The 20,466-nt window shown below is 55.5% G+C and carries 17 protein-coding genes and 1 tRNA gene; 7 read left to right on the top strand and 11 right to left on the bottom strand.

Annotation, left to right across the window (positions count from 1 at the left end; genetic code table 11):
- Positions 1 to 23: 23 nt before the first annotated feature.
- Genes hldE through BMF08_RS02090 form a run of 3 tightly spaced genes read right to left on the bottom strand, consistent with a single transcriptional unit; the run spans position 24 to position 5,666 of the window.
- A complete protein-coding gene (gene hldE / locus BMF08_RS02080) occupies positions 24 to 1,454 on the bottom strand; it encodes a bifunctional D-glycero-beta-D-manno-heptose-7-phosphate kinase/D-glycero-beta-D-manno-heptose 1-phosphate adenylyltransferase HldE (RefSeq protein WP_072569729.1) in 1,431 nt (476 codons plus the stop codon).
- A gap of 54 nt (positions 1,455 to 1,508) precedes the next feature.
- Complete coding sequence (glnE, locus tag BMF08_RS02085) at positions 1,509 to 4,343, bottom strand: bifunctional [glutamate--ammonia ligase]-adenylyl-L-tyrosine phosphorylase/[glutamate--ammonia-ligase] adenylyltransferase (protein WP_099458800.1); 2,835 nt, start codon at positions 4,341 to 4,343, stop codon at positions 1,509 to 1,511.
- Between the two features lie 21 nt (positions 4,344 to 4,364).
- Positions 4,365 to 5,666 carry a CYTH domain-containing protein gene (locus BMF08_RS02090; protein ID WP_072569728.1) on the bottom strand — a complete coding sequence of 434 codons (1,302 nt, stop codon included), beginning with the start codon at positions 5,664 to 5,666 and terminating at the stop codon, positions 4,365 to 4,367.
- A gap of 239 nt (positions 5,667 to 5,905) precedes the next feature.
- Between BMF08_RS02090 and BMF08_RS02095 the strand changes: the two genes are divergently transcribed.
- On the top strand, positions 5,906 to 6,526 hold the full coding sequence (locus BMF08_RS02095; protein ID WP_072569727.1) for a TIGR04211 family SH3 domain-containing protein: 621 nt from the start codon (positions 5,906 to 5,908) through the stop codon (positions 6,524 to 6,526).
- 65 nt (positions 6,527 to 6,591) lie between these two features.
- Positions 6,592 to 7,839 carry a multifunctional CCA addition/repair protein gene (locus BMF08_RS02100; RefSeq protein WP_072569726.1) on the top strand — a complete coding sequence of 416 codons (1,248 nt, stop codon included), beginning with the start codon at positions 6,592 to 6,594 and terminating at the stop codon, positions 7,837 to 7,839.
- A gap of 43 nt (positions 7,840 to 7,882) precedes the next feature.
- Here BMF08_RS02100 and BMF08_RS02105 read toward each other — a convergent pair whose 3' ends face one another.
- The 3 genes from BMF08_RS02105 to folB form a co-directional block, all read right to left on the bottom strand.
- The gene (locus BMF08_RS02105; RefSeq protein WP_072569725.1) at positions 7,883 to 10,000 is read right to left on the bottom strand and encodes a glycosyl hydrolase family 18 protein; all 2,118 of its coding nucleotides are present in this window, start codon (positions 9,998 to 10,000) and stop codon (positions 7,883 to 7,885) included.
- Positions 10,001 to 10,188: 188 nt separating this feature from the next.
- Positions 10,189 to 11,007, bottom strand: a complete 819-nt coding sequence (gene bacA / locus BMF08_RS02110; RefSeq protein WP_072569724.1) for an undecaprenyl-diphosphate phosphatase — start codon at positions 11,005 to 11,007, stop codon at positions 10,189 to 10,191.
- Between the two features lie 106 nt (positions 11,008 to 11,113).
- Positions 11,114 to 11,482 carry a bifunctional dihydroneopterin aldolase/7,8-dihydroneopterin epimerase gene (gene folB, locus BMF08_RS02115; protein WP_072569723.1) on the bottom strand — a complete coding sequence of 123 codons (369 nt, stop codon included), beginning with the start codon at positions 11,480 to 11,482 and terminating at the stop codon, positions 11,114 to 11,116.
- A gap of 107 nt (positions 11,483 to 11,589) precedes the next feature.
- On the opposite strand from folB, the gene plsY reads away from it, so the two are divergent.
- On the top strand, positions 11,590 to 12,213 hold the full coding sequence (gene plsY, locus BMF08_RS02120) for a glycerol-3-phosphate 1-O-acyltransferase PlsY (RefSeq protein WP_072569722.1): 624 nt from the start codon (positions 11,590 to 11,592) through the stop codon (positions 12,211 to 12,213).
- Between the two features lie 36 nt (positions 12,214 to 12,249).
- Here plsY and tsaD read toward each other — a convergent pair whose 3' ends face one another.
- On the bottom strand, positions 12,250 to 13,263 hold the full coding sequence (tsaD, locus tag BMF08_RS02125) for a tRNA (adenosine(37)-N6)-threonylcarbamoyltransferase complex transferase subunit TsaD (RefSeq protein WP_072569721.1): 1,014 nt from the start codon (positions 13,261 to 13,263) through the stop codon (positions 12,250 to 12,252).
- Between the two features lie 238 nt (positions 13,264 to 13,501).
- On the opposite strand from tsaD, the gene rpsU reads away from it, so the two are divergent.
- The 3 genes from rpsU to rpoD all read left to right on the top strand — a co-directional run bounded on the left by rpsU (position 13,502) and on the right by rpoD (position 17,599).
- Positions 13,502 to 13,717 (top strand): 30S ribosomal protein S21, encoded by a 216-nt coding sequence (gene rpsU / locus BMF08_RS02130; protein WP_001144069.1) that lies wholly within the window; start codon positions 13,502 to 13,504, stop codon positions 13,715 to 13,717.
- A 136-nt stretch (positions 13,718 to 13,853) separates the two neighbouring features.
- Positions 13,854 to 15,599, top strand: coding sequence for a DNA primase (dnaG, locus tag BMF08_RS02135; protein WP_072570134.1), 1,746 nt, complete (start codon positions 13,854 to 13,856; stop codon positions 15,597 to 15,599).
- A 158-nt stretch (positions 15,600 to 15,757) separates the two neighbouring features.
- Complete coding sequence (rpoD, locus tag BMF08_RS02140) at positions 15,758 to 17,599, top strand: RNA polymerase sigma factor RpoD (RefSeq protein WP_072569720.1); 1,842 nt, start codon at positions 15,758 to 15,760, stop codon at positions 17,597 to 17,599.
- Between the two features lie 52 nt (positions 17,600 to 17,651).
- Here the strand turns inward: rpoD and mug are convergent, their stop codons facing one another.
- On the bottom strand, positions 17,652 to 18,158 hold the full coding sequence (gene mug / locus BMF08_RS02145; protein WP_072569719.1) for a G/U mismatch-specific DNA glycosylase: 507 nt from the start codon (positions 18,156 to 18,158) through the stop codon (positions 17,652 to 17,654).
- A gap of 125 nt (positions 18,159 to 18,283) precedes the next feature.
- Here mug and BMF08_RS02150 point away from each other — a divergent pair.
- Positions 18,284 to 18,359 (top strand) — tRNA-Ile (locus BMF08_RS02150).
- A gap of 157 nt (positions 18,360 to 18,516) precedes the next feature.
- Here the strand turns inward: BMF08_RS02150 and BMF08_RS02155 are convergent.
- The 3 genes from BMF08_RS02155 to BMF08_RS02165 form a co-directional block, all read right to left on the bottom strand.
- Positions 18,517 to 18,735 carry a DNA-binding transcriptional regulator gene (locus BMF08_RS02155; RefSeq protein ID WP_023135249.1) on the bottom strand — a complete coding sequence of 73 codons (219 nt, stop codon included), beginning with the start codon at positions 18,733 to 18,735 and terminating at the stop codon, positions 18,517 to 18,519.
- Between the two features lie 66 nt (positions 18,736 to 18,801).
- Complete coding sequence (locus BMF08_RS02160; protein ID WP_072569718.1) at positions 18,802 to 19,971, bottom strand: phage late control D family protein; 1,170 nt, start codon at positions 19,969 to 19,971, stop codon at positions 18,802 to 18,804.
- Positions 19,968 to 20,453 (bottom strand): phage tail protein, encoded by a 486-nt coding sequence (locus BMF08_RS02165; protein ID WP_052921516.1) that lies wholly within the window; start codon positions 20,451 to 20,453, stop codon positions 19,968 to 19,970. The genes BMF08_RS02160 and BMF08_RS02165 overlap by 4 nt, the downstream gene beginning before the upstream one ends.
- Positions 20,454 to 20,466: the final 13 nt, after the last annotated feature.

A 20,466-nucleotide genomic window follows, 5' to 3' on the forward strand; every position in this document is an offset into this window, starting at 1 on the left:
GTCGCGCTGCCGGGCAATTCGTCTTACTGGCTGTCTTTCTGGATCTTTTTGATGATGTTGGTGGTTGAACACCCATCTTCAAAATTGAGCACCATCACTTCACCGCCATTCGCCCATACTTCTTCGCTACCGGCGATCTGTTCTGGCTTGTAATCCCCGCCTTTTACCAGCAGGTCCGGCAGAATACCGGCAATCAGGCGCTGCGGCGTATCTTCTTCAAAGGACACTACCCAGTCCACGGCTTCCAGCGCGCCCAGCACGATCATGCGCTGTTCGAGCGGGTTGACCGGCCGCGTTTCCCCTTTCAGACGTTTCGTGGACGCATCGCTGTTTACCGCCACAATCAGGCGATCCCCCAGCTTACGGGCATTCGCCAGATAAGAGACATGGCCCGCGTGCAGAATGTCGAACACGCCGTTGGTCATCACCACTTTTTCGCCACGCTTGCGGGCGGCCGCCACGGCCTGTTTCAGTTCTTCTTCGTTCATCACGCCGAAGCCGGTTTCTGAACGACCGCGCACGGCGTTTTCCAGCTCGATAGGGGATACCGTAGAGGTACCCAGTTTACCGACCACGACACCGGCCGCCGCGTTAGCGAAATAGCAGGCCTCTTCCAGCGTGTTGCCTGCCGCCAGCGTCGCGGCCAGCACGCCGATCACCGTATCACCGGCACCGGTGACGTCATACACTTCCTGCGCCTGAGTCGGCATATGCAGCGGTGCTTTGCCCGGTTGCAGCAGCGTCATGCCCTGCTCGGAGCGGGTCACCAGCAGCGCGGAGAAGTCAAAATCGGCGATGATTTTCATGCCGCGCTCAACGATCTCTTCTTCGCTTTTGCACTTGCCCGCCACCGCTTCAAATTCGGAGAGGTTCGGCGTTAACAGCGTAGCGCCGCGATAGCGCTCAAAATCGGTGCCTTTCGGATCGATAAGTACCGGTACGCCCGCATCGCGCGCGAGGGTGATCATCTGCTGCACCGTCGTCAGCGCGCCTTTGGCGTAATCAGAGAGCACCAGCGCGCCAATGTTGCCAAGCGCCTGGCTGATACGCTCATGCAGCGGCTCAGGATCAACGCCTTCGAACCCTTCTTCAAAGTCGAGGCGGATCAGTTGCTGGTTGCGCGACAGTACACGCAGTTTGGTGATCGTCGGATGCGTGGGTACAGAAACAAAATCGCATTTGACGTTAACGTCAGCCAGCGTTTTGCTGAGCGCGCGCGCCGCATCGTCGATGCCGGTCAGGCCCACCAGGCGCGAGTTCGCCCCCAGGGACGCGATGTTCATCGCCACGTTCGCCGCGCCGCCTGGACGTTCTTCGATGGTATCCACTTTCACGACGGGCACCGGCGCTTCCGGTGAAATACGGCTGGTTGGGCCGTACCAGTAGCGATCCAACATGACGTCACCGACCACCATGACACCTGCACGTTCAAACTCTGGCAGCGTTACTTTCATTCCAGACTCCAGGCAATTTCAAAAATTTTGCGCGCGATAATACCACACTGGCGGTTAAGCGCACGGTTCCACCAGCCACTTCTGCCAGCTGGCGCTGACCTGCTGACGGGCTTCCATAAAGCATGACCACGCCACATGGCCAGGTTGTTCCTGCAACGCCAGATGATGCAGCTCATCGCGCAGCGTGGTGTAGGCCTGCGTCAGCGCCTGCGCCTCGTCGTCATCCATGATGTTGTTCTGCGCCAGCAGTTCAAGGATGCGCACATTATCGGACCAGCGCGTCAGCTTTGGCTTGTCGCACGCGTGGCGCAGCACCAGATACTGGGTGATAAACTCAATATCGGTAATGCCGCCCTCATCGGTTTTCAGATCAAAACGATCCTTATGTTTATTCCCCAGATGCGCGCGCATTTTCTCGCGCATCTCGCGCACCTCTTTTTGCAGGGTTTCGCCTTCCCGCGGCGTCATCAACACCTCGCGGCGAATGGTGTCGAATGCCGTTTTCAGCAGCGGATCGCCGTACACCACGCGGGCGCGCACCAGCGCCTGATGCTCCCACGTCCAGGCTTCGTGCTGCTGATAATCCGCAAAAGCCTCTGCGGTTGTGACCAGCATCCCCGCCGCGCCGGACGGACGCAGCCGGGCGTCCACTTCATAGAGAATGCCCGACGAGGTACGGGTGCTGAACAGGTGCATAATGCGCTGGGCCAGCCGCAGGTAGAACTGGCGGCCATCGATTTCCCGCTCGCCGTCGGTCATCACCTCTGCCGGGCAGTCATGCAAAAACACCAGGTCGAGATCGGAACTGTAGCCCAGCTCCCAGCCGCCGAGTTTGCCGTAGCCGACCACCGCAAACCCGCGCCCTTCCCGATCCTGAAGATGAGTCGGTTGCCCGTAACGCGCCACCATCTGCGTCCACGCCTGCTGAACGACGGCGTCAATAATCGCCTCCGCCAGCCAGGTTAAGTGATCGCTCACTTTCATCACCGGCAGCGTACCGGCGATGTCACCGGCGGCCACGCGCAGCATTTGCGCCTGCTTAAACTGGCGTAACGCTTCCAGCTGTTGCTCTTCATCCTCTTCCGGCACGCGCAGCAGATACTGGCGTAGCTCGTCGCGATAGGCGTCCATCGCCGTCGGCTGGTACAGCGTGCGGGTATCCAGCAGCTCATCCAGCAGCAGCGGATAACGCGCCAGTTTGCTCGCCACCATCGGCGAGGCGGCGCACAGGGAGATCAGGTGTTTGAGCGCGCCGGGAAATTCGCTCAGCAGTTCCAGATAGGTCGTGCGCGTGACGATGCCGGTCAGCAGCGGCGTCAGACGTGACAACGGCACCGGCGCGTCATCCCGCGAGCAGACCTCGCACAGCAGGTGCGGCATCAGGTGATCGAGCACCTGGCGACCGCGCGGGCCGATGGTGCGTTTATCAATTTCTTTACGGAAGTCGGCGATCAGCGCCACCACGCGGCGGCGATCGTCGTCAGACAGATGCGCCAGCCCTGGCGTGGTGTCTTCTTCATGCAGCGCGTCCTGCCACAGCTCGCGCCATTGCTCAGACAGCTGTTCATCAGGAGACGCGGATTCATCGTCGCCGATCAGTTCGTTAAACACCCGGCGCACCGCCGCCATGTGCGTCGCCAGGCTTTGCATCAGCCCGTCCCAGTCCGGCGCGTTCATCCCCCACGCCAGCCGCGCACGGTTGAGATCGTCCCCCGGCAGGGTCTGAGTCTGCTCATCGTTGATGCTTTGCAGCAGGTTTTCCAGACGACGCAGATAAAGATAGGCCGCACGCAGGGAGTTCGCATCGCCGGGCGGCAACAGATTCAGCTGGTCGATGGCCGTCAGCGTCGGCAGCAGCGCGCGGCATTGCAGCGACGGCTCGCGCCCGCCGCGGATCAGCTGGAACACCTGCACGATAAATTCGATTTCGCGGATACCGCCCGCGCCCAGCTTGATGTTGTCCTTCAGGCCACGGCGGCGCACTTCGCGGGCGATCATGCCCTTCATGTTACGCAGCGACTGGATGACGCTGAAGTCGATATAACGACGGAAGATAAAAGGCCGCAGCATGGCGCGCAGTTCGTTGCTATAGGTGCCGTCGTTGTCGCCCATAATGCGGGCTTTCACCATCGCATAGCGCTCCCAGTCGCGCCCCTGCTCCTGGTAGTAATCCTCCAGCGCGGCAAAGCTCAGCACCAGCGGTCCGCTGTCGCCAAAGGGGCGCAGACGCATATCCACGCGATAGACAAAGCCGTCCTGCGTCGGCTGGTCGAGCACTTTGATCAACCGCTGTCCCAGCCGGGTGAAGAACTGCGCGTTATCCAGTTCGCGACGCCCGCCGCGGGTCACGCCGTTTTCCGGCCAGGCAAAAATCAGATCGATATCCGAGGAGAAGTTCAGCTCGCCGCCGCCGAGTTTGCCCATGCCAAGGATCAGCATCGGCTGGGGTTGCCCCTCCTGGCTGCACGGCGTGCCCCATTCACGGCAGCAGGCGTCATACAGCCAGTCGCGGGCGGCGACGATGAGCGTCTCCGCCAGCACGCTCAGCTGTTGCAGGATGTCCTCATCCGAAATCTGTGACAGCGCCTGCGCCCAGGCGATGCGCACCATGATGCGGCGGCGAAACAGACGCAGCTCGCGCATCAGGCTGGCTTCATCCTGCACCTGTGAAAGCGTCGTCTGCAACAAACCAGCATACTCCCGCCACTCATCCGCTCTGACGGGCTCATGTTCAAGCGCCGTCAGCCAGTCAGGATGGGCGATAAGGCTGTCGCACACAAAATCGCTGAAAGTGAGCACCGACTTCGCCTGCGGGCTAAGGGAGGCGTCGGGCAGACGTTCAACTACCGTCTGCCAGTGTTGCTGTAAGGATGAGGAAAGCGGCATCATCGCGGTGATCCTTTGCCTGGGTTAGCGTTTTCCGCTGTGCAGCCAGTACGGTTCCTGCATGTTGGCTTCGTTGCGGAAATGTTCAATTTCAATATGCTGGCCGGTTTTGATGGCGTGCAGCAGCCCCTGCCAGTTCTCAATCCACGCCTTAGCCTGCACCTCATTATAAAAGCCGGACATCAGCAGCACACTGTCGATGTCACGAGACAGGCGCGGCAGCTGGTCGCGATAACGATCGCCCAGCGGATGCGCAAAGGTGGTTCTCAGCTCGGCGGCGTGGCGGGAAAGATGGGTATCCGCAAAACGCTTGAACGAGTCGCCGATTTTCGCCTCGCCTTTCGCATCCAGGAAAGGACGCCAGCCGCGCGTCAGCAGCCACTCGGTGAGCGCCAGTTTCGCCTTCGCCGTTTCGGTGCTGTACACCGCGGTTTCGGCGGATACGGCAGAAGTGATGGTGGCTTCAGTCCGGGTCAGCAGATCACGTAAGTGAGCGCTCGCTTTTCGCGGCACTATGCCGCCGAACAGCGTCAGTGCGTGACGAACCAGCGCGATCGCCTTCATCACTTCCTCTTTCGCTGCGCCCTCGCCGCGCACCCACAGCTCTTCATGGTACTGCCACTGCGCCAGCGCCATTTCGAGGGCGGCTTCAAGCCCCTGCTCAATGGTGGCTTTTGGCACCACCGGCAGAATACCGGTAGGTTTGATCCTGCGCGGGGCATTGCCTGCGGCCAGATGATACCCGCGCGCTGCCTTGCTCAGGCTGCCCTGACGCAGACCGGACTGCGTCACCAGCTGGTGCGCCAGCTTCAGCACGTCGTCACGCTCGCCGCTCAGCAGTTCGAGCTCCAGCTCGCAGATCGGCTCCTGAAACTCGCCGGCTTTGACTTCGCCACGATCAAGGGCGATCTCAATGCGGCTGTCGCCGACATTCACCAGCCACTTTTCCCGCTCGAAATCGGTGCTGAACAACGGGCTGACGCGGGCGGCTAAATCCTCCGGCAAGCCGCCTTCCGGCCAGACTTCCGCCGGGAAGCGCGCCAGATCAAGCTCCGGTCCATCAATGTCGATGTTATATTCCGGGCGCTGATGCAGCCCGCCCACCACACGACCGGCGATTTTCATCGTCATTTCATAGCGATCGCCGACGCCGCGAATTCGCAGCCCCATGTCATGCCCACGCAGCCAGTTATCCGGCGTTTCGTAGTAAACATTGAGCAGTTTTGTCGGCGCAACGTGCTCAGTGGTCAGCGTGTGCAGGTGGCTGCGCAGCGTTTCTACGTTCTGTGGATTAACGATAAATTTTAATTCGATTTCTTGAGCCATGGTCTTGTACTTATGGTTATGTCACAACAGTGAAAATTTCGGCGAACTTACCCGTTTGATGTTTGTCAGTAGATAGTATTTTGCGCCAAATTGCCATTCTGTGAGACATTGGCGGCCTGAAAAATTCGCAGAAGTGGCAGGTTTGACCTGGATGATTCTTATTGATGCCGAATACTTTGCCTCGTCAGACTGATGCCACTACTATCGTTCCACTTTTTTATGACACTAACGACTGCCTGATGCCAAAATTACGCCTGATAGGACTGACCTTATTCGCACTTAGCGTTACTACTGTGGCTCACGCCGAAGAAAAGCGTTACGTTTCTGATGAACTGAACACCTGGGTACGCAGCGGCCCGGGTGATAATTACCGCCTGCTGGGTACCCTGAACGCCGGTGAAGAAGTTGTCCTGTTACAGACCGACAACAATACCAATTATGCGCAGGTGCGTGACAGCAGTGGCCGCACCGCGTGGATCCCGCAAAAAGAACTGAACAGCACCCCCAGCCTGCGCACCCGCGTACCGGATCTGGAAAACCAGGTCAAAACCCTGACCGATAAACTGACCAACATCGACAACACCTGGAATCAGCGCACGGCTGAAATGCAGCAGAAAGTGGCGCAGAGCGACGGCGTGATCAACGGCCTGAAGCAGGAAAACCAGAAGCTTAAAAACGAACTGATTGTGGCGCAGAAGAAAGTGGATGCCGCCAATCTTCAGATCGATGACAAACAGCGTTCGATCATCATGCAGTGGTTTATGTATGGCGGCGGCGTGCTGGGCGCGGGCCTGCTGCTCGGTCTGGTGTTACCGCACATGATCCCAAGCCGGAAACGCAAAGACCGCTGGATGAGCTGACGCCGATTCGCCATCTTCCCCGGAGTTACGTATCATTAACGGGAATGTAACCATGGGGAAGCGGTGTGAAGAGTTATCTGGTCGGTGGTGCGGTTCGGGATGCGTTGTTAAAGCTACCGGTTAAAGATAAAGACTGGGTGGTGGTCGGTGCCACCCCGCAGGAGATGCTTGACGCGGGCTATCAGCAGGTAGGCCGTGATTTTCCGGTGTTCCTGCATCCCAAATCTCACGAAGAGTACGCGCTGGCGCGCACCGAGCGAAAATCCGGTTTTGGTTATACTGGCTTTAGCTGCTATGCCGCGCCAGACGTCACGCTGGAGCAGGATCTGCTGCGCCGCGATCTGACGATTAACGCGATGGCGCAGGATGATGACGGCACGATCATTGATCCCTATAACGGCCTTCGCGATCTCAAAATGCGCGTGCTGCGCCACGTTTCCCCGGCTTTTAATGAAGATCCCCTGCGCGTGCTGCGCGTGGCGCGCTTTGCGGCCCGCTACGCCCATTTGAGTTTCCGTATTGCCGATGAAACCATGGCGTTAATGCGCGAGATGACCGCCGCAGGTGAGCTGGAACACCTGACGCCAGAACGTGTATGGAAGGAAACGGAAAACGCCCTCAGCAGCCGTAATCCGCAGGTCTATTTTATGGCGCTGCGCGAGTGCGGTGCGCTGAAGGTCCTGTTTCCGGAACTCGATATCCTGTTTGGCGTGCCCGCCCCCGCAAAATGGCACCCGGAAATCGACACCGGCATTCATGTGCTGATGACCTTATCCATGGCGGCGATGCTCAGCCCGGACCTGGATGTACGTTTCGCCACGCTGTGTCACGACCTTGGCAAAGGGTTAACGCCGAAACACCTCTGGCCGCGCCATCACGGCCACGGTCCGGCAGGTGTGAAGCTGGTGGAAAATCTCTGCGCGCGCTTAAAAGTACCCAACGAGCTGCGCGATCTGGCGAAGCTCGTGGCGGAATATCACGATCTGATCCACACCCTGCCCATCCTTAAACCGCAGACCATCGTCAAGCTGTTTGACACCATTGACGCCTGGCGCAAGCCGCAGCGCGTGGAGCAGATCGCGCTCACCAGCGAAGCCGATGTGCGCGGCAGAACCACCTTTGAAGCCACGGATTATTACCAGGGCCGTCTGCTGCGTGACGCCTGGAAAGCGGCGCAACAGGTGACAAACAGAGAAGTGATTGACGCAGGCTTTAGCGGCCCGGCCATTCGTGAAGAGCTGACCCGTCGGCGAATTGCGGCGGTAGAGGCGTGGAAAAAAGCGTCCGGCGATATGCTGCCGGACGCGTCTTAAATCCTGCTTAACGGCCCTTTTCCGGACAGAAAAGGGCCGGTTATCAGTTCGTTTTAGTTACGCCAATGGAAGAAACGTTGTCATTCATATTCACAGAACTCATATTTGCTATATTCTGACCGCCCTTCACTTCAATATATCGGCCTCTGTAACCGGTATCGCTATACAGACGTACCGAGTAGCCTTCCGCCACTTTAATGGACGACATCATATCGTTAAAGCTCACATCGCCGGTCAGTGCAGGCATGTCATCTTCAACCGTCAGACTCAGGCCGCTAAAATCAGCGTCTTTAAACGCCAGCGCTTTGACCACTTTTACCGAAGAGGTTTTATCGTTTAACCACGACGGCATTTCCTCTACCGTTTCCGGGATCATGGTTTTAGTGCCCGTATACTCACAGTTACTGAAGATGGTAATCCCTAATGAACCTGGCCCAACGTTGATTGAAGACGTCATATCATTTGCTGAATGATTTGCAGAGTCGTAAACCTTCGTCAGACAAGGAATGTCCTCTTTTACGTCCAGCTTCGCGCCTTTGAACTTCATATCCCTGAACAGCGTTGCTTTTACGCCGTTGCCCGGTACCGGTTGGGTATTGTCCAGAATATCATCGACAATATGGCCTAACTCATGTTCCGGCGTATCACCGCTCAGATCCCAGATGATCGCGCCGCCGAAATTCTGCTGCTGAATATAATTTACTTTATCCTGCACTGACTGCGGATCGTCATAGGTCAGGAATTCACCGTTCCATTTGCTGTAAAGATAGGGAACATGGGATTCCGCATCCCAGTAACGCGCATATTCGCCGCTCGCCAGTTTTTCTTTCAGCACATACCATGGATTCGTGCCGGTAAACTGACCTGCGTCATCCCATGCGCCTTTCACGGTTGCGGTGCCGCTTACCAGGAAGCCCGGCAAACCTTTCACCACTTCGGTCGGCGCAACATTCCCCCAGCCACGCCCATAATAAGGGATGCCCATCATCAGTTTTGCTTTCGGCACTTTCCAGGTATTGGCGTATTCCATCATCGCCGAGGAAGAATTGAGTTTTGGATCGGCATCTTTACTGTTGGCAAACAGCGGCGCGTTGTGGCCGGTGATCGGATCAAAGGCACCATGCATGTCATAGGCCATCACGTTGACGCTATCCAGTAACGGCGCGGTGACTTCCGGGTTAATGTATTTGATATTTTTGTGGTTGGTCGTTGCCGCAGTGGACAGCTGATAGTATTTGTCATCCTGCAAACCTGCTGCATCCAGCTTGCTGCGCAATTTCTGGATGAGTTTGGTGAACTGGTTTTTTTCAGCGTCGCTATCCGGGTACTCCCAGTCAACATCTATACCATCGAAACGCCAGGTGCGCATATAGGACACCATGCTGTCAGCCAGCGTTTCAATACCGGCATCGGTGGCAGTTGCCGCTTCAAATACTCCTTCAGCGGAGTTAGTCCAGCCGCCAATAGAGATCATATGGGTGACACCGGCCATTTCTGTACGCTGATCGAGATTGCGCATCAAATCCGGCCCCCGTTCTGTGTCATGGGTGACAACCCGGCCATCTTTAATCACCGCAAAGCCATAGTTCACGTGGGTCAGCCCGGCGTAGTCAATTTTATCCGGAGTAAAGTTTTTGTGCGCATCGTAGATGCCCCATTCCGGGAAATAACCAATGACTTTGCGCTGTGCCGCGACTTTTGCTTTTTCTGTTGCCTGCAGATCTTTCGCTTTCTGACCGGTATAAGGTGTGAAATAGAATTCCGCGTAGATATTAAAATCGACCTTATCACCCTTTTTCCAGACCGGATCGGTTGACGGGCTAATGCCTTTATCCACCCACCACTGCGCTGTCCAGTAATAGTCAAGGAATCGCACAGTTTCGCCGCCACGATAGGTTCTGTTTGGATCATAAGGGTGCGAAATAATGGCCAGTTCTTGTTTCTGCGCCACCAGTCCTACCACCGTACCGGGGAAATTATTCTGCTTGCTGTCGGTATAGGCCTGCCAGGAATAGCCATTATCTTTTGAGATCATCATCCAGGCATCCAGCCCGGAAAAACTGTTGGTGTCGTCATTTCCTGTTACGTTTGCAGCATAAGCCAGCGTTGGCAGCCCAGCGACAGACAATATTATCGCCGCAGTTAATTTATTTAATTGCATAGGTACACCTTTCCTTTATCCCTAAAGTTAAAAGTATTAGCTCTGCTTAACTATAAGCACGGCTGGTTTAAACCTAATAGTTAAGGCTGTAAAGTTAATTGCTTTTTTAGCAAAACTAAGGGAAGGGGAAAGCATTATTCAGACAAATAAAAAACCCCGCCAGTGGCGGGGCTTATTAGCGTCTGAAATTACATAAAGACGAGATATACCGCGCCTGCAACGATAAAACGATAAATGGCAAAGGGAATAAACGAAATACGTTTAATAATTTGCAGGAATGTTTTTATCGCCACCAGCGCGACAATAAAGGCCGTGATAAAGCCAACGGCGAACATCGGGAAATCCGCCATCGACAGGAAATGATAGCTTTTATAGAGATCCAGCACGGTGGCGCCCATCATCATCGGCACCGCCAGCAGGAAAGAAAACTCAGAAGCTGCGTAACGGCTGACGCCCATCAGCATACCGCCGGAAATCGTCGCCCCGGAACGGGAAAAGCCCGGCCACAGCGCCAGACACTGGAAGCAGCCGATGATAAACGCCTGCCGGTAGGTCATATCGTCCAGACCCGCCGCGCGCGGTACTTTCGGCTTCAGGCATTCGGCGGCAATCAGCAGCACGCCGCCGACAACCAGCGCATACATCACGTTAATCGGGTTGAATAACGATTTGATGGTATCGTGGAAAATCAGCCCCAGCACCACGGCTGGCACCATACCCAGCAGAATATGGATTAACGTTAAGCGCCCTTTGCCCTCTCCCTCGTGCGGCGGATGCCCAAAGTGAATACCAATAAGACCAAACAGACGTCGCCAGAACATCACCACCACGGCGAGGATAGATCCTAACTGGATCACCACCTCAAAGGTTTTCGCGGTTTCGCCTTCAAATCCAAGCAGATGCCCGACGATGATCATGTGACCGGTACTGGATACCGGCAGAAATTCAGTCAGTCCTTCGACAACACCCAAAATCGCTGCAATCAGCAGGGAGTGCATATCGCTCATCAATTAAACCCCTAAAAAGTAAACAAAACGGTCGGCTCGCCAGCGAAGCCGCGTCAGGCCCTGACATCAGACCGGTATACTGGCATTTGGTTTAATAATTATGAAGTTAATTGTTTTGTTTCGGATTAAGCCCACGTTCGATGATCACGCCGACGTTTGCCGCCCGCGCTACCGCGCCCGGTTTGCTGACTTTAATGCGTACCCAGGGTGACGCAAAGCGGCTCAGTAACAGCTCTGCCACTTCCTCGGCCACCCGCTCCACCAGCGCAAAACGCTGGCCTTCCACGTGGCCAATCACCGTGTCGGCGATATCGGCGTAGCTCAGACAGTCGTTTACGTCATCGCTTTTCGCGGCAGCCTGGTTATCCCACGCCATTTCGATATCGAACATCAGTTTCTGCTCGATTGTTTGTTCCCAGTCGTAAACACCAATGGTGGTGATTACCGAAAGTTGCTCTATAAATACAATGTCCATCACGCCCCGCCTGGTTTTTAGCTAACCTGGATACCACTTTCAAAAAATTATGCGTATTATCCACAGATGCAGAGAATAAAACGACATTTTCAAAACGGAACAGCGTTATGAGTGCAATCGCGCCTGGAATGATCCTCCTCGCGTACCTTTGCGGCTCAATCTCCAGCGCCATTCTGGTCTGCCGCATCGCGGGTCTGCCTGACCCTCGCGAGAGCGGATCCGGGAATCCCGGAGCGACCAACGTCCTGCGAATTGGCGGCAAGGGAGCAGCCGTAACGGTACTGATCTTCGATGTCCTCAAAGGCATGCTGCCTGTCTGGGGCGCGTATGCATTGGGCATCACGCCGTTCTGGCTGGGGCTTATCGCGATTGCCGCCTGTCTGGGCCATATCTGGCCGGTCTTCTTTCATTTCCAGGGCGGTAAAGGCGTCGCCACCGCGTTCGGGGCGATCGCGCCTATTGGCTGGGATTTGACGGGCGTCATGGCGGGTACCTGGCTGCTGACGGTGTTACTTAGCGGCTATTCGTCGCTGGGAGCCATTATCAGCGCGCTGATTGCGCCCTTTTACGTCTGGTGGTTTAAACCGCAGTTTACCTTCCCGGTGGCCATGCTCTCCTGTCTGATCCTGTTGCGGCACCATGACAACATCCAGCGTCTGTGGCGCAGGCAGGAGACAAAAATCTGGACGAAGTTCAGGAAAAAGCGCGAAAGGGATAATACCGAAGAGTAGTTTTTATGCCGGATGAGCTTCATCCGGCATGCATCATCACGCCGCAGGCAGCTCTGCCAGCGGCCAGCGCGGACGAACCGTAACGCCCAGATCCGCCGTCGTTCCTGCTTTCAGCCTGACCATACCCGCATAAGCGATCATCGCGCCGTTATCGGTGCAAAACTCCGGACGCGCATAGAACACCTCGCCGCGGCGCTTTTGCATCATATTGGCCAGCTTTGCGCGCAGCGTGCGGTTCGCGCTTACGCCCCCCGCCATCACCAGACGGCTGAAGCCGGTCTGATCCAGCGCGCGTTTGCATTTGATCATCAACGTATCCACCACCGCGTCTTCAAACGCACGGGCGATGTCTGCGCGGGTTTGATCGTCGTTACCGTTGTTGCGAATGGTGTTGGCCGCGAAGGTCTTCAGGCCCGAGAAGCTGAAATCCAGCCCCGGACGATCGGTCATCGGGCGCGGAAAGGTAAAGCGTCCCTCCGTGCCTGCCGCCGCCATTTTTGACAGCATAGGTCCGCCGGGATAATCCAGCCCCAGCAGCTTCGCGGTTTTGTCGAAGGCTTCCCCGGCGGCATCATCGATCGACTCGCCGAGCAGTTCATAATGCCCGATGCCCGTCACGCTGATGAGCTGGGTATGTCCGCCGGAAACCAGCAGCGCCACAAAAGGGAACTCCGGCGGATTGTCTTCCAGCATCGGCGCTAACAGGTGGCCTTCCATATGATGCACGGCAATGGCCGGCACATCCCAGGCAAAGGCCAGCGAACGGCCAACGGTCGCGCCGACCAGTAACGCCCCTACCAGACCCGGCCCTGCGGTATAGGCTACTGCATCTATCTCCTGCGCGCTGAGGTTCGCTTCTTTCATTGCCGCCTGGATCAGGGGCACGGTTTTGCGCACATGGTCGCGGGATGCCAGTTCCGGCACCACGCCGCCGTAGTCAGCGTGTAATTTCACCTGACTATACAATTGGTTGGCTAAAAGCCCTTTTTCATCGTCATAAATGGCGATGCCGGTTTCATCGCAGGATGTTTCAATACCCAGTACACGCATGGTGGTTTCTACCTCTTTTCAATACCGCGCAGTGTAGGGCGAATGCCCATGCTTGTAAAACTTTGCTCACCCCGTCTTGCCAGTTCGTGTATACTCGTCCCCCTTACAAAAGTCCCTTGCAAAGAAGGGTAGCGGTGCTTTACAAAGCAGCAGCATTTGCAGTAAAATTCCGCACCATTTTGAAATAAGCTGGCGTTGATGCCAGCGGCAAACCGATTTAATCAAAGGTGAGAGGCACATGCCGGTAATTAAAGTACGTGAAAACGAGCCGTTCGACGTAGCTCTGCGTCGCTTCAAGCGTTCCTGTGAGAAAGCAGGTGTTCTGGCGGAAGTTCGTCGTCGTGAGTTCTATGAAAAACCGACTACCGAACGTAAACGCGCTAAAGCTTCCGCAGTGAAACGTCACGCGAAGAAACTGGCTCGCGAAAACGCACGCCGTACTCGTCTGTACTAATGTATTGAGGGCTTAAGCTCTCAATTTTACAGACTGAGTTGTAGTTGTAAGGCCGTGCTTCCGAAAGGAATGCGCGGCTTATTTTCGTTTATGATCTGACATACCTGAACGCCTGGCGCTGAGGGTAATGGGGCACATGGCTGGACGAATCCCACGAGTATTTATCAATGACCTGCTGGCGCGCACCGACATCGTCGATCTGATCGATGCACGGGTCACGCTTAAAAAGCAGGGCAAGAATTATCACGCGTGTTGTCCGTTCCATAACGAAAAAACCCCCTCTTTCACCGTAAACGGTGAGAAACAGTTTTATCACTGCTTTGGCTGTGGCGCGCACGGTAATGCTATCGACTTTTTAATGAACTACGACAAGCTCGAGTTCGTGGAAAGCGTAGAAGAACTGGCGGCCATGCACAATCTCGACGTGCCTTTTGAAGCAGGCAGCGGGCTGACCCAGATAGAGCGCCATCAGCGGCAAAGCCTCTATCAGTTAATGGACGGCCTGAACACGTTTTATCAACAATCCCTGTTGCAGCCTGTCGCCGAGCGTGCCCGCCAGTATCTGGCCACGCGCGGATTAAGCAACGATGTCATCACACGATTCGCCATTGGTTTTGCCCCTCCCGGCTGGGACAACGTGTTAAAGCGTTTTGGCGGCAACCAGGATAATCGTCAGTCGTTGACCGATGCCGGCATGCTGGTCACCAACGATAAGGGACGCAGTTACGACCGTTTTCGCGACCGCGTGATGTTCCCGATCCGCGATAAGCGCGGGCGGGTGATCGGTTTTGGCGGTCGTGTGCTTGGCGACGACACGCCCAAATATCTGAACTCCCCGGAAACCGATATTTTCCATAAAGGCCGCCAGCTGTACGGCCTGTATGAAGCCCAGCAGGATAATGCGGAACCGCCCCGCTTGCTGGTTGTCGAAGGCTATATGGATGTGGTTGCCCTGGCGCAGTACGGCATTAATTATGCGGTCGCCTCGCTGGGTACCTCCACAACCGCTGAACATATTCAGCTGCTGTTTCGCGTCACCAACAGCGTGATTTGCTGTTACGACGGCGACCGGGCAGGCAGAGAAGCCGCCTGGCGCGCGCTGGAAACCGCGCTGCCGTTTATGACCGACGGCCGTCAGTTACGCTTTATGTTTCTGCCGGATGGCGAAGATCCCGATACGCTGGTGCGTAAAGAGGGTAAAGAGGCGTTCGAAGCGCGGATGGAGCAGGCTCAGCCGCTCTCCACGTTTTTGTTTAACAGCCTGATGCCGCAGGTCGATTTGAGCACGCCCGATGGACGCGCGCAGCTCAGTACGCTGGCGCTGCCGCTGATTACTCAGGTACCGGGTGAAACACTTCGTATCTATTTACGGCAAGAATTAGGTAACAAACTGGGCATTCTTGACGATAACCAACTTGAACGTTTAATGCCCAAACAATCCGAAAATGGCGCGGTCCGACCTGTGCCTCAGCTAAAACGCACAACCATGCGTATACTGATAGGATTGCTGGTTCAGAATCCCGAGCTGGCACCGCTTGTGCCGCCGCTGGAAGGTCTGAATCAGGAAAAATTGCCCGGACTTGGCTTATTTGCCGAACTGGTCAACACTTGTTTGTCACAGCCTGGCCTGACCACCGGCCAGCTGTTAGAGCAGTATCGCGGCACAAATGAAGCCGCCACCCTTGAAAAGCTGTCCATGTGGGACGATATAGCTGATAAGGACATTGCAGAAAAAACGTTCACCGACTCGCTGAACCACATGTTCGACTCGGTACTTGAGCTTCGGCTCTCAGAATTGATCGCCCGCTCGCGGACCCACGGGTTAACGCCAGCGGAGCGCGAAGAGGTGCGCGTCATTACAGAAGCGCGCGCCCGCAAATGAATTTAACGGCTTAAGTGCCGAGTATCGTTCGGGAAGACCCCGACAGCCGCATTGAAGGGCAGCGGCAAAAATATAAGTAAGCCCTCATTAGCTTATGTTGGCGGCTTAGTTTCGCCGACCGACACCAACCCTCATGAATTAAGTGTGGATACCGTCTTATGGAGCAAAACCCGCAGTCACAGCTGAAACTTCTTGTCCAACGTGGTAAGGAGCAAGGCTATCTGACCTATGCCGAGGTCAATGACCATCTGCCGGAAGATATCGTCGACTCCGATCAGATCGAAGACATCATCCAAATGATCAATGACATGGGCATCCAGGTGATGGAAGAAGCACCGGACGCCGATGATCTGCTGCTTGCTGAAAACTCGAACAACACCGATGAAGATGCGGAAGAGGCTGCCGCACAGGTGCTGTCCAGCGTTGAGTCTGAAATCGGACGTACCACCGACCCGGTGCGCATGTACATGCGTGAAATGGGTACCGTTGAGCTGTTAACCCGCGAAGGCGAAATCGACATCGCCAAACGCATTGAAGACGGCATCAACCAGGTTCAGTGTTCCGTTGCCGAATACCCGGAAGCGATCACCTATCTGCTGGAGCAGTACGATCGCGTGGAAGCGGAAGAAGCGCGTCTGTCTGACCTGATCACCGGCTTTGTTGATCCGAACGCAGAAGAAGATCTGGCCCCTACCGCGACGCATGTCGGTTCTGAATTGTCCACCGAAGAGATGGCGGACGACGATGAAGACGAAGATGAAGAAGAAGACGACAGCGACGACGATAACAGCATCGATCCAGAACTGGCGCGTGAGAAGTTCGCCGAGCTGCGTACGCAGTATATGGTCACCCGCGACACCATCAAAGCCAAAGGCCGCACGCACGCCAGCGCTCAGGAAGAGATCCTGAAGCTGTCTGAAGTATTCAAGCAGTTCCGCCTGGTGCCGAAACAGTTCGACTACCTGGTTAACAGCATGCGCGTCATGATGGATCGCGTGCGTACCCAGGAACGCCTGATCATGAAGCTGTGCGTTGAACAGTGCAAAATGCCGAAGAAAAACTTCATCACCCTTTTCACCGGCAATGAAACCAGCGAAACCTGGCTCAACGCGGCTATCGCGATGAACAAGCCGTGGTCTGAAAAACTGCATGAAGTTGCAGAAGACGTGCAGCGCGGCCTGCAAAAACTGCAGCAGATTGAAGAAGAGACCGGCCTGACCATCGAGCAGGTAAAAGACATCAACCGTCGTATGTCCATCGGCGAAGCGAAAGCGCGTCGTGCGAAGAAAGAGATGGTGGAAGCGAACTTACGTCTGGTTATTTCTATCGCCAAGAAATACACCAACCGCGGTCTGCAGTTCCTCGATCTGATTCAGGAAGGCAACATCGGCCTGATGAAAGCGGTTGATAAGTTCGAATACCGTCGCGGTTACAAGTTCTCCACCTACGCAACCTGGTGGATCCGTCAGGCGATCACCCGTTCCATCGCGGATCAGGCGCGCACCATCCGTATTCCGGTGCATATGATTGAGACTATCAACAAGCTCAACCGTATCTCCCGCCAGATGCTGCAGGAAATGGGCCGCGAGCCGACGCCGGAAGAGCTGGCCGAGCGCATGCTGATGCCGGAAGACAAAATCCGTAAAGTGCTGAAAATCGCCAAAGAGCCGATCTCCATGGAAACGCCAATCGGCGACGATGAAGATTCGCATCTGGGTGATTTCATCGAGGATACCACCCTCGAGCTGCCGCTGGATTCTGCCACCACCGAGAGCCTGCGTGCCGCCACCCATGACGTACTGGCTGGCCTGACCGCCCGTGAAGCGAAAGTTCTGCGTATGCGTTTCGGTATCGATATGAACACCGACCACACGCTGGAAGAAGTGGGTAAACAGTTCGACGTTACCCGTGAGCGTATCCGTCAGATCGAAGCGAAGGCGCTGCGTAAACTGCGCCATCCGAGCCGTTCTGAAGTGCTGCGCAGCTTCCTGGACGATTAATCGCCCGCAAGCCGTTTGTGAAAAGCCCTCTCCGGAGGGTTTTTTATGGGCGCTATAAACCGCGCACGATCAGCGCTTCATCTAATTCCCGGTACGCTTCCACCAGCTTATCCAGCGTCGCCCGGTTGAGGCCGCTTGGATTCGGCAACACCCATACCTCGGTCGCGCCAATAGTGATCTTCTGCTTACCCCAGTTCACACCGCGCTGGCTGAACGCCTGCTCATAGGCTTTTTTGCCCAGCACCGCCAGCGCATGAGGCTGATAGTCTTCTATCTTCTTGATCAGCTCACGGCCGCCGGTACGCAACTCATGCAGGTCTACTTCGCTGGCCTGCACCGTAGGCCGCTCCACCAGCATGGTGATGCCGCAGCGGGTATCCAGCAGCCGCATCTCCTTCTCCGGCTTCAGCAGCTCGTCGGTAAAGCCCGCCTGATGGATCACCTTCCAGAAGCGGTTGCCCGGATGCGCAAAATGAAAGCCCGTATGCGCCGACGATTTACCAGGGTTAATGCCGCAGAACACCACCCGCAGGCCAGGCGCGAGAATATCGTTGATCATCTAAAGCTCCAGTTATGGGATCATCCATAAAGTATAAAGGATTGATTATAGGTTGTTTATAAAAACGGCAGGCACACGCTTATGGCTGGATTGAAGCGGGAAGTTACATTATAATCCCCCGCCACGGCCCCTTAGCTCAGTGGTTAGAGCAGGCGACTCATAATCGCTTGGTCGCTGGTTCAAGTCCAGCAGGGGCCACCAGATTTTATAAGTAAATACATATATTTAGGCCACTTTCGCGAGTGGCCTTTTTGTTTCCTCGTTTTCGAGTGGCGATAGAATGGCGGTGGATTTTTTACCGCCACTTTGCTGAGGGCATAAAAAAACCCGCACGCGGCGGGCATTTAGCGGAAATTTATCAGAGCCATAATGGTCGTTGACCACCGACAGTCGGGTGCGGCGGTGCCGGGTCAATGGCTCCCGGAGTAACAATAAAGCGCTCTATCGTTTCCATTGTCATAAATGTGCAACTACAGTTGATGTTCTGGCACTGGTGGTAGCGCTCTTTCGTGTTTTCGGTTAGATAGCGGCTTGTTCGCGCATGTGCGGCATGATGGCACTTCGGACAATGAAACATAATCCACCTCTTATTCTCAATTCGTGAAGCAATGATAACCATCGATTCACTTTTTGTGAATTAATTTTATTCGTTATCCGATTCCGCGCTGTACTCCACATCAGAGAGTTTAACCTCAAGCTCTAAGCCCGTCGTGAAGCCGCTATTACTCAGATTATGGGTCACTTTACTGATTAACCAAGATTGCTCGTCTATGACGCGCTTAAAGCCCGATACGCGCACCGGTGTCTCAGGGAATAAATCAGCCCTGCCAAGCGCGAGCGTAATTGAAAACTCTGCAACGCCTCGCTGCAGCTTATCCCACTTAGCCTGAGCGGCTCGCATCGCCTGCGCCTTGGAAGCGTAGACCGTCGTCAGCGCCAGCACGTTATCGGCCTCACCGGCCATGTACTCACCCTCGCGCGCTTCCGGCTCTTTTTTGGCCTTTGGCTTTTTGCTGACCAGCTTTGCTTTTGGATGCTCCAGTGCGCGCAGGTGTTTTTCTTTTGGCTTACGTTTCAGCGCCACTTTTTGTTTTTGCGGCTTAGGGTCTTTGGTATGCAACCATTTTGCGGTTACGCCGGTATAAGCTCCACGGTCGGCAATAGCAAACTGATGACGGTCGCCATCGCTGCGAGTAAGCGTCATTTGTGGGATGGGTTTGCCGCTGGCCGTCATCGCACTACCGGCTTTCAGAAACAGCAACTTCCCCGCTTTCACTGACACCGTCGCCCCATTGCGGTCAGCCAGCCGGGTCAGAAATACGGCGTCGGACTCCTGCGACTGGTCGATATGCGGTACCGGTATTTTTTTCAGTGAATCCGCTACGCTGGCCGTCAGTTTATTGCGCTTTGCGATGGTGCTGACCAGCTCGCCGAGGGTGGTATCGTGCCATGATTCTTCACGCCGTGAATTGAGCGTTCCGCGAAAGTCTGCGCTACGTGCGCGAATGGTCAGGGTGTCGGGCGCGCCCCGGTGTTCAATCTCATCGACCGTGAAATCGCCCTTATTCAGAAGCGCCGAGCCCTGCCAGCCAAGCCACAGCGTCAGCACCGCCCCGCGCAGGGGCAGCTCGACTTTTCCGTCGGTGTCGTCGAGCTCAATGTCGAGCTGGTCAGCTTCAAAGCCCCGGTTGTCGGTCATGGTGAGAGAAATCAGCCGGTCACTAAAATTGCTGGTTATGTCCTTACTGTTCATTGTCAGCATAAAGGCCGGCGCAAGGCTGGCACCGGCGTCGATGGTCATGCCCGTTATCATAGTGTCAGCCCTCCGAGCATACCCTGCATTTTATCGGTCAGATTACCGACAGAGCCGAGAAGCTCCCCGGCCTGTTTATTCAGATCGCCAAACATCGCTGTCAGTGACTCATCAACCCGTTTTAGCGAAAGCGTAAAATCAATCTTCCTGGCCGCGCCATCACTGAAAAACTCAGTGTGCGTGGTCGATACCTTGTCGACGATAAACATTCCGAGGATTGTGCCGGTTCCCTCAATGAGAGGCCACGCTCTGCCCTCGTCGGCCATCAGCTCAACGGCCTGCAGGGAAATGCGGCCGCCAGTAATGGCAGGGTAAAGCGTACCGGCAAGCTGGAGTGAAGTTTCCCCTTCGCCGAGATACTGATATGCAGGCGGCTTGCCGACCCGGTCATTAGACGCCCAGCGATAATCTTTTGAGCGCTGCATCGACTGATAAGGCAGGGTGCGGCGCTCAAACACAAACATTCCAAGAGCAAGCATCATCGTTTAAATCCCT

The sequence above is a fragment of the Enterobacter sp. SA187 genome (genome assembly GCF_001888805.2).
GTDB lineage: Bacteria > Pseudomonadota > Gammaproteobacteria > Enterobacterales > Enterobacteriaceae > Enterobacter_D.

Coding starts and splice junctions, on each gene's coding strand:
- hldE (WP_072569729.1), bottom strand. CDS start 1,454: ATGAAAGTAACGCTGCCAGAGTTTGAACGTGCAGGTGTCATGGTGGTC.
- glnE (WP_099458800.1), bottom strand. CDS start 4,343: ATGATGCCGCTTTCCTCATCCTTACAGCAACACTGGCAGACGGTAGTT.
- BMF08_RS02090 (WP_072569728.1), bottom strand. CDS start 5,666: ATGGCTCAAGAAATCGAATTAAAATTTATCGTTAATCCACAGAACGTA.
- BMF08_RS02095 (WP_072569727.1), top strand. CDS start 5,906: ATGCCAAAATTACGCCTGATAGGACTGACCTTATTCGCACTTAGCGTT.
- BMF08_RS02105 (WP_072569725.1), bottom strand. CDS start 10,000: ATGCAATTAAATAAATTAACTGCGGCGATAATATTGTCTGTCGCTGGG.
- bacA (WP_072569724.1), bottom strand. CDS start 11,007: ATGAGCGATATGCACTCCCTGCTGATTGCAGCGATTTTGGGTGTTGTC.
- folB (WP_072569723.1), bottom strand. CDS start 11,482: ATGGACATTGTATTTATAGAGCAACTTTCGGTAATCACCACCATTGGT.
- plsY (WP_072569722.1), top strand. CDS start 11,590: ATGAGTGCAATCGCGCCTGGAATGATCCTCCTCGCGTACCTTTGCGGC.
- tsaD (WP_072569721.1), bottom strand. CDS start 13,263: ATGCGTGTACTGGGTATTGAAACATCCTGCGATGAAACCGGCATCGCC.
- rpsU (WP_001144069.1), top strand. CDS start 13,502: ATGCCGGTAATTAAAGTACGTGAAAACGAGCCGTTCGACGTAGCTCTG.
- dnaG (WP_072570134.1), top strand. CDS start 13,854: ATGGCTGGACGAATCCCACGAGTATTTATCAATGACCTGCTGGCGCGC.
- rpoD (WP_072569720.1), top strand. CDS start 15,758: ATGGAGCAAAACCCGCAGTCACAGCTGAAACTTCTTGTCCAACGTGGT.
- mug (WP_072569719.1), bottom strand. CDS start 18,158: ATGATCAACGATATTCTCGCGCCTGGCCTGCGGGTGGTGTTCTGCGGC.
- BMF08_RS02155 (WP_023135249.1), bottom strand. CDS start 18,735: ATGTTTCATTGTCCGAAGTGCCATCATGCCGCACATGCGCGAACAAGC.
- BMF08_RS02160 (WP_072569718.1), bottom strand. CDS start 19,971: ATGATAACGGGCATGACCATCGACGCCGGTGCCAGCCTTGCGCCGGCC.
- BMF08_RS02165 (WP_052921516.1), bottom strand. CDS start 20,453: ATGATGCTTGCTCTTGGAATGTTTGTGTTTGAGCGCCGCACCCTGCCT.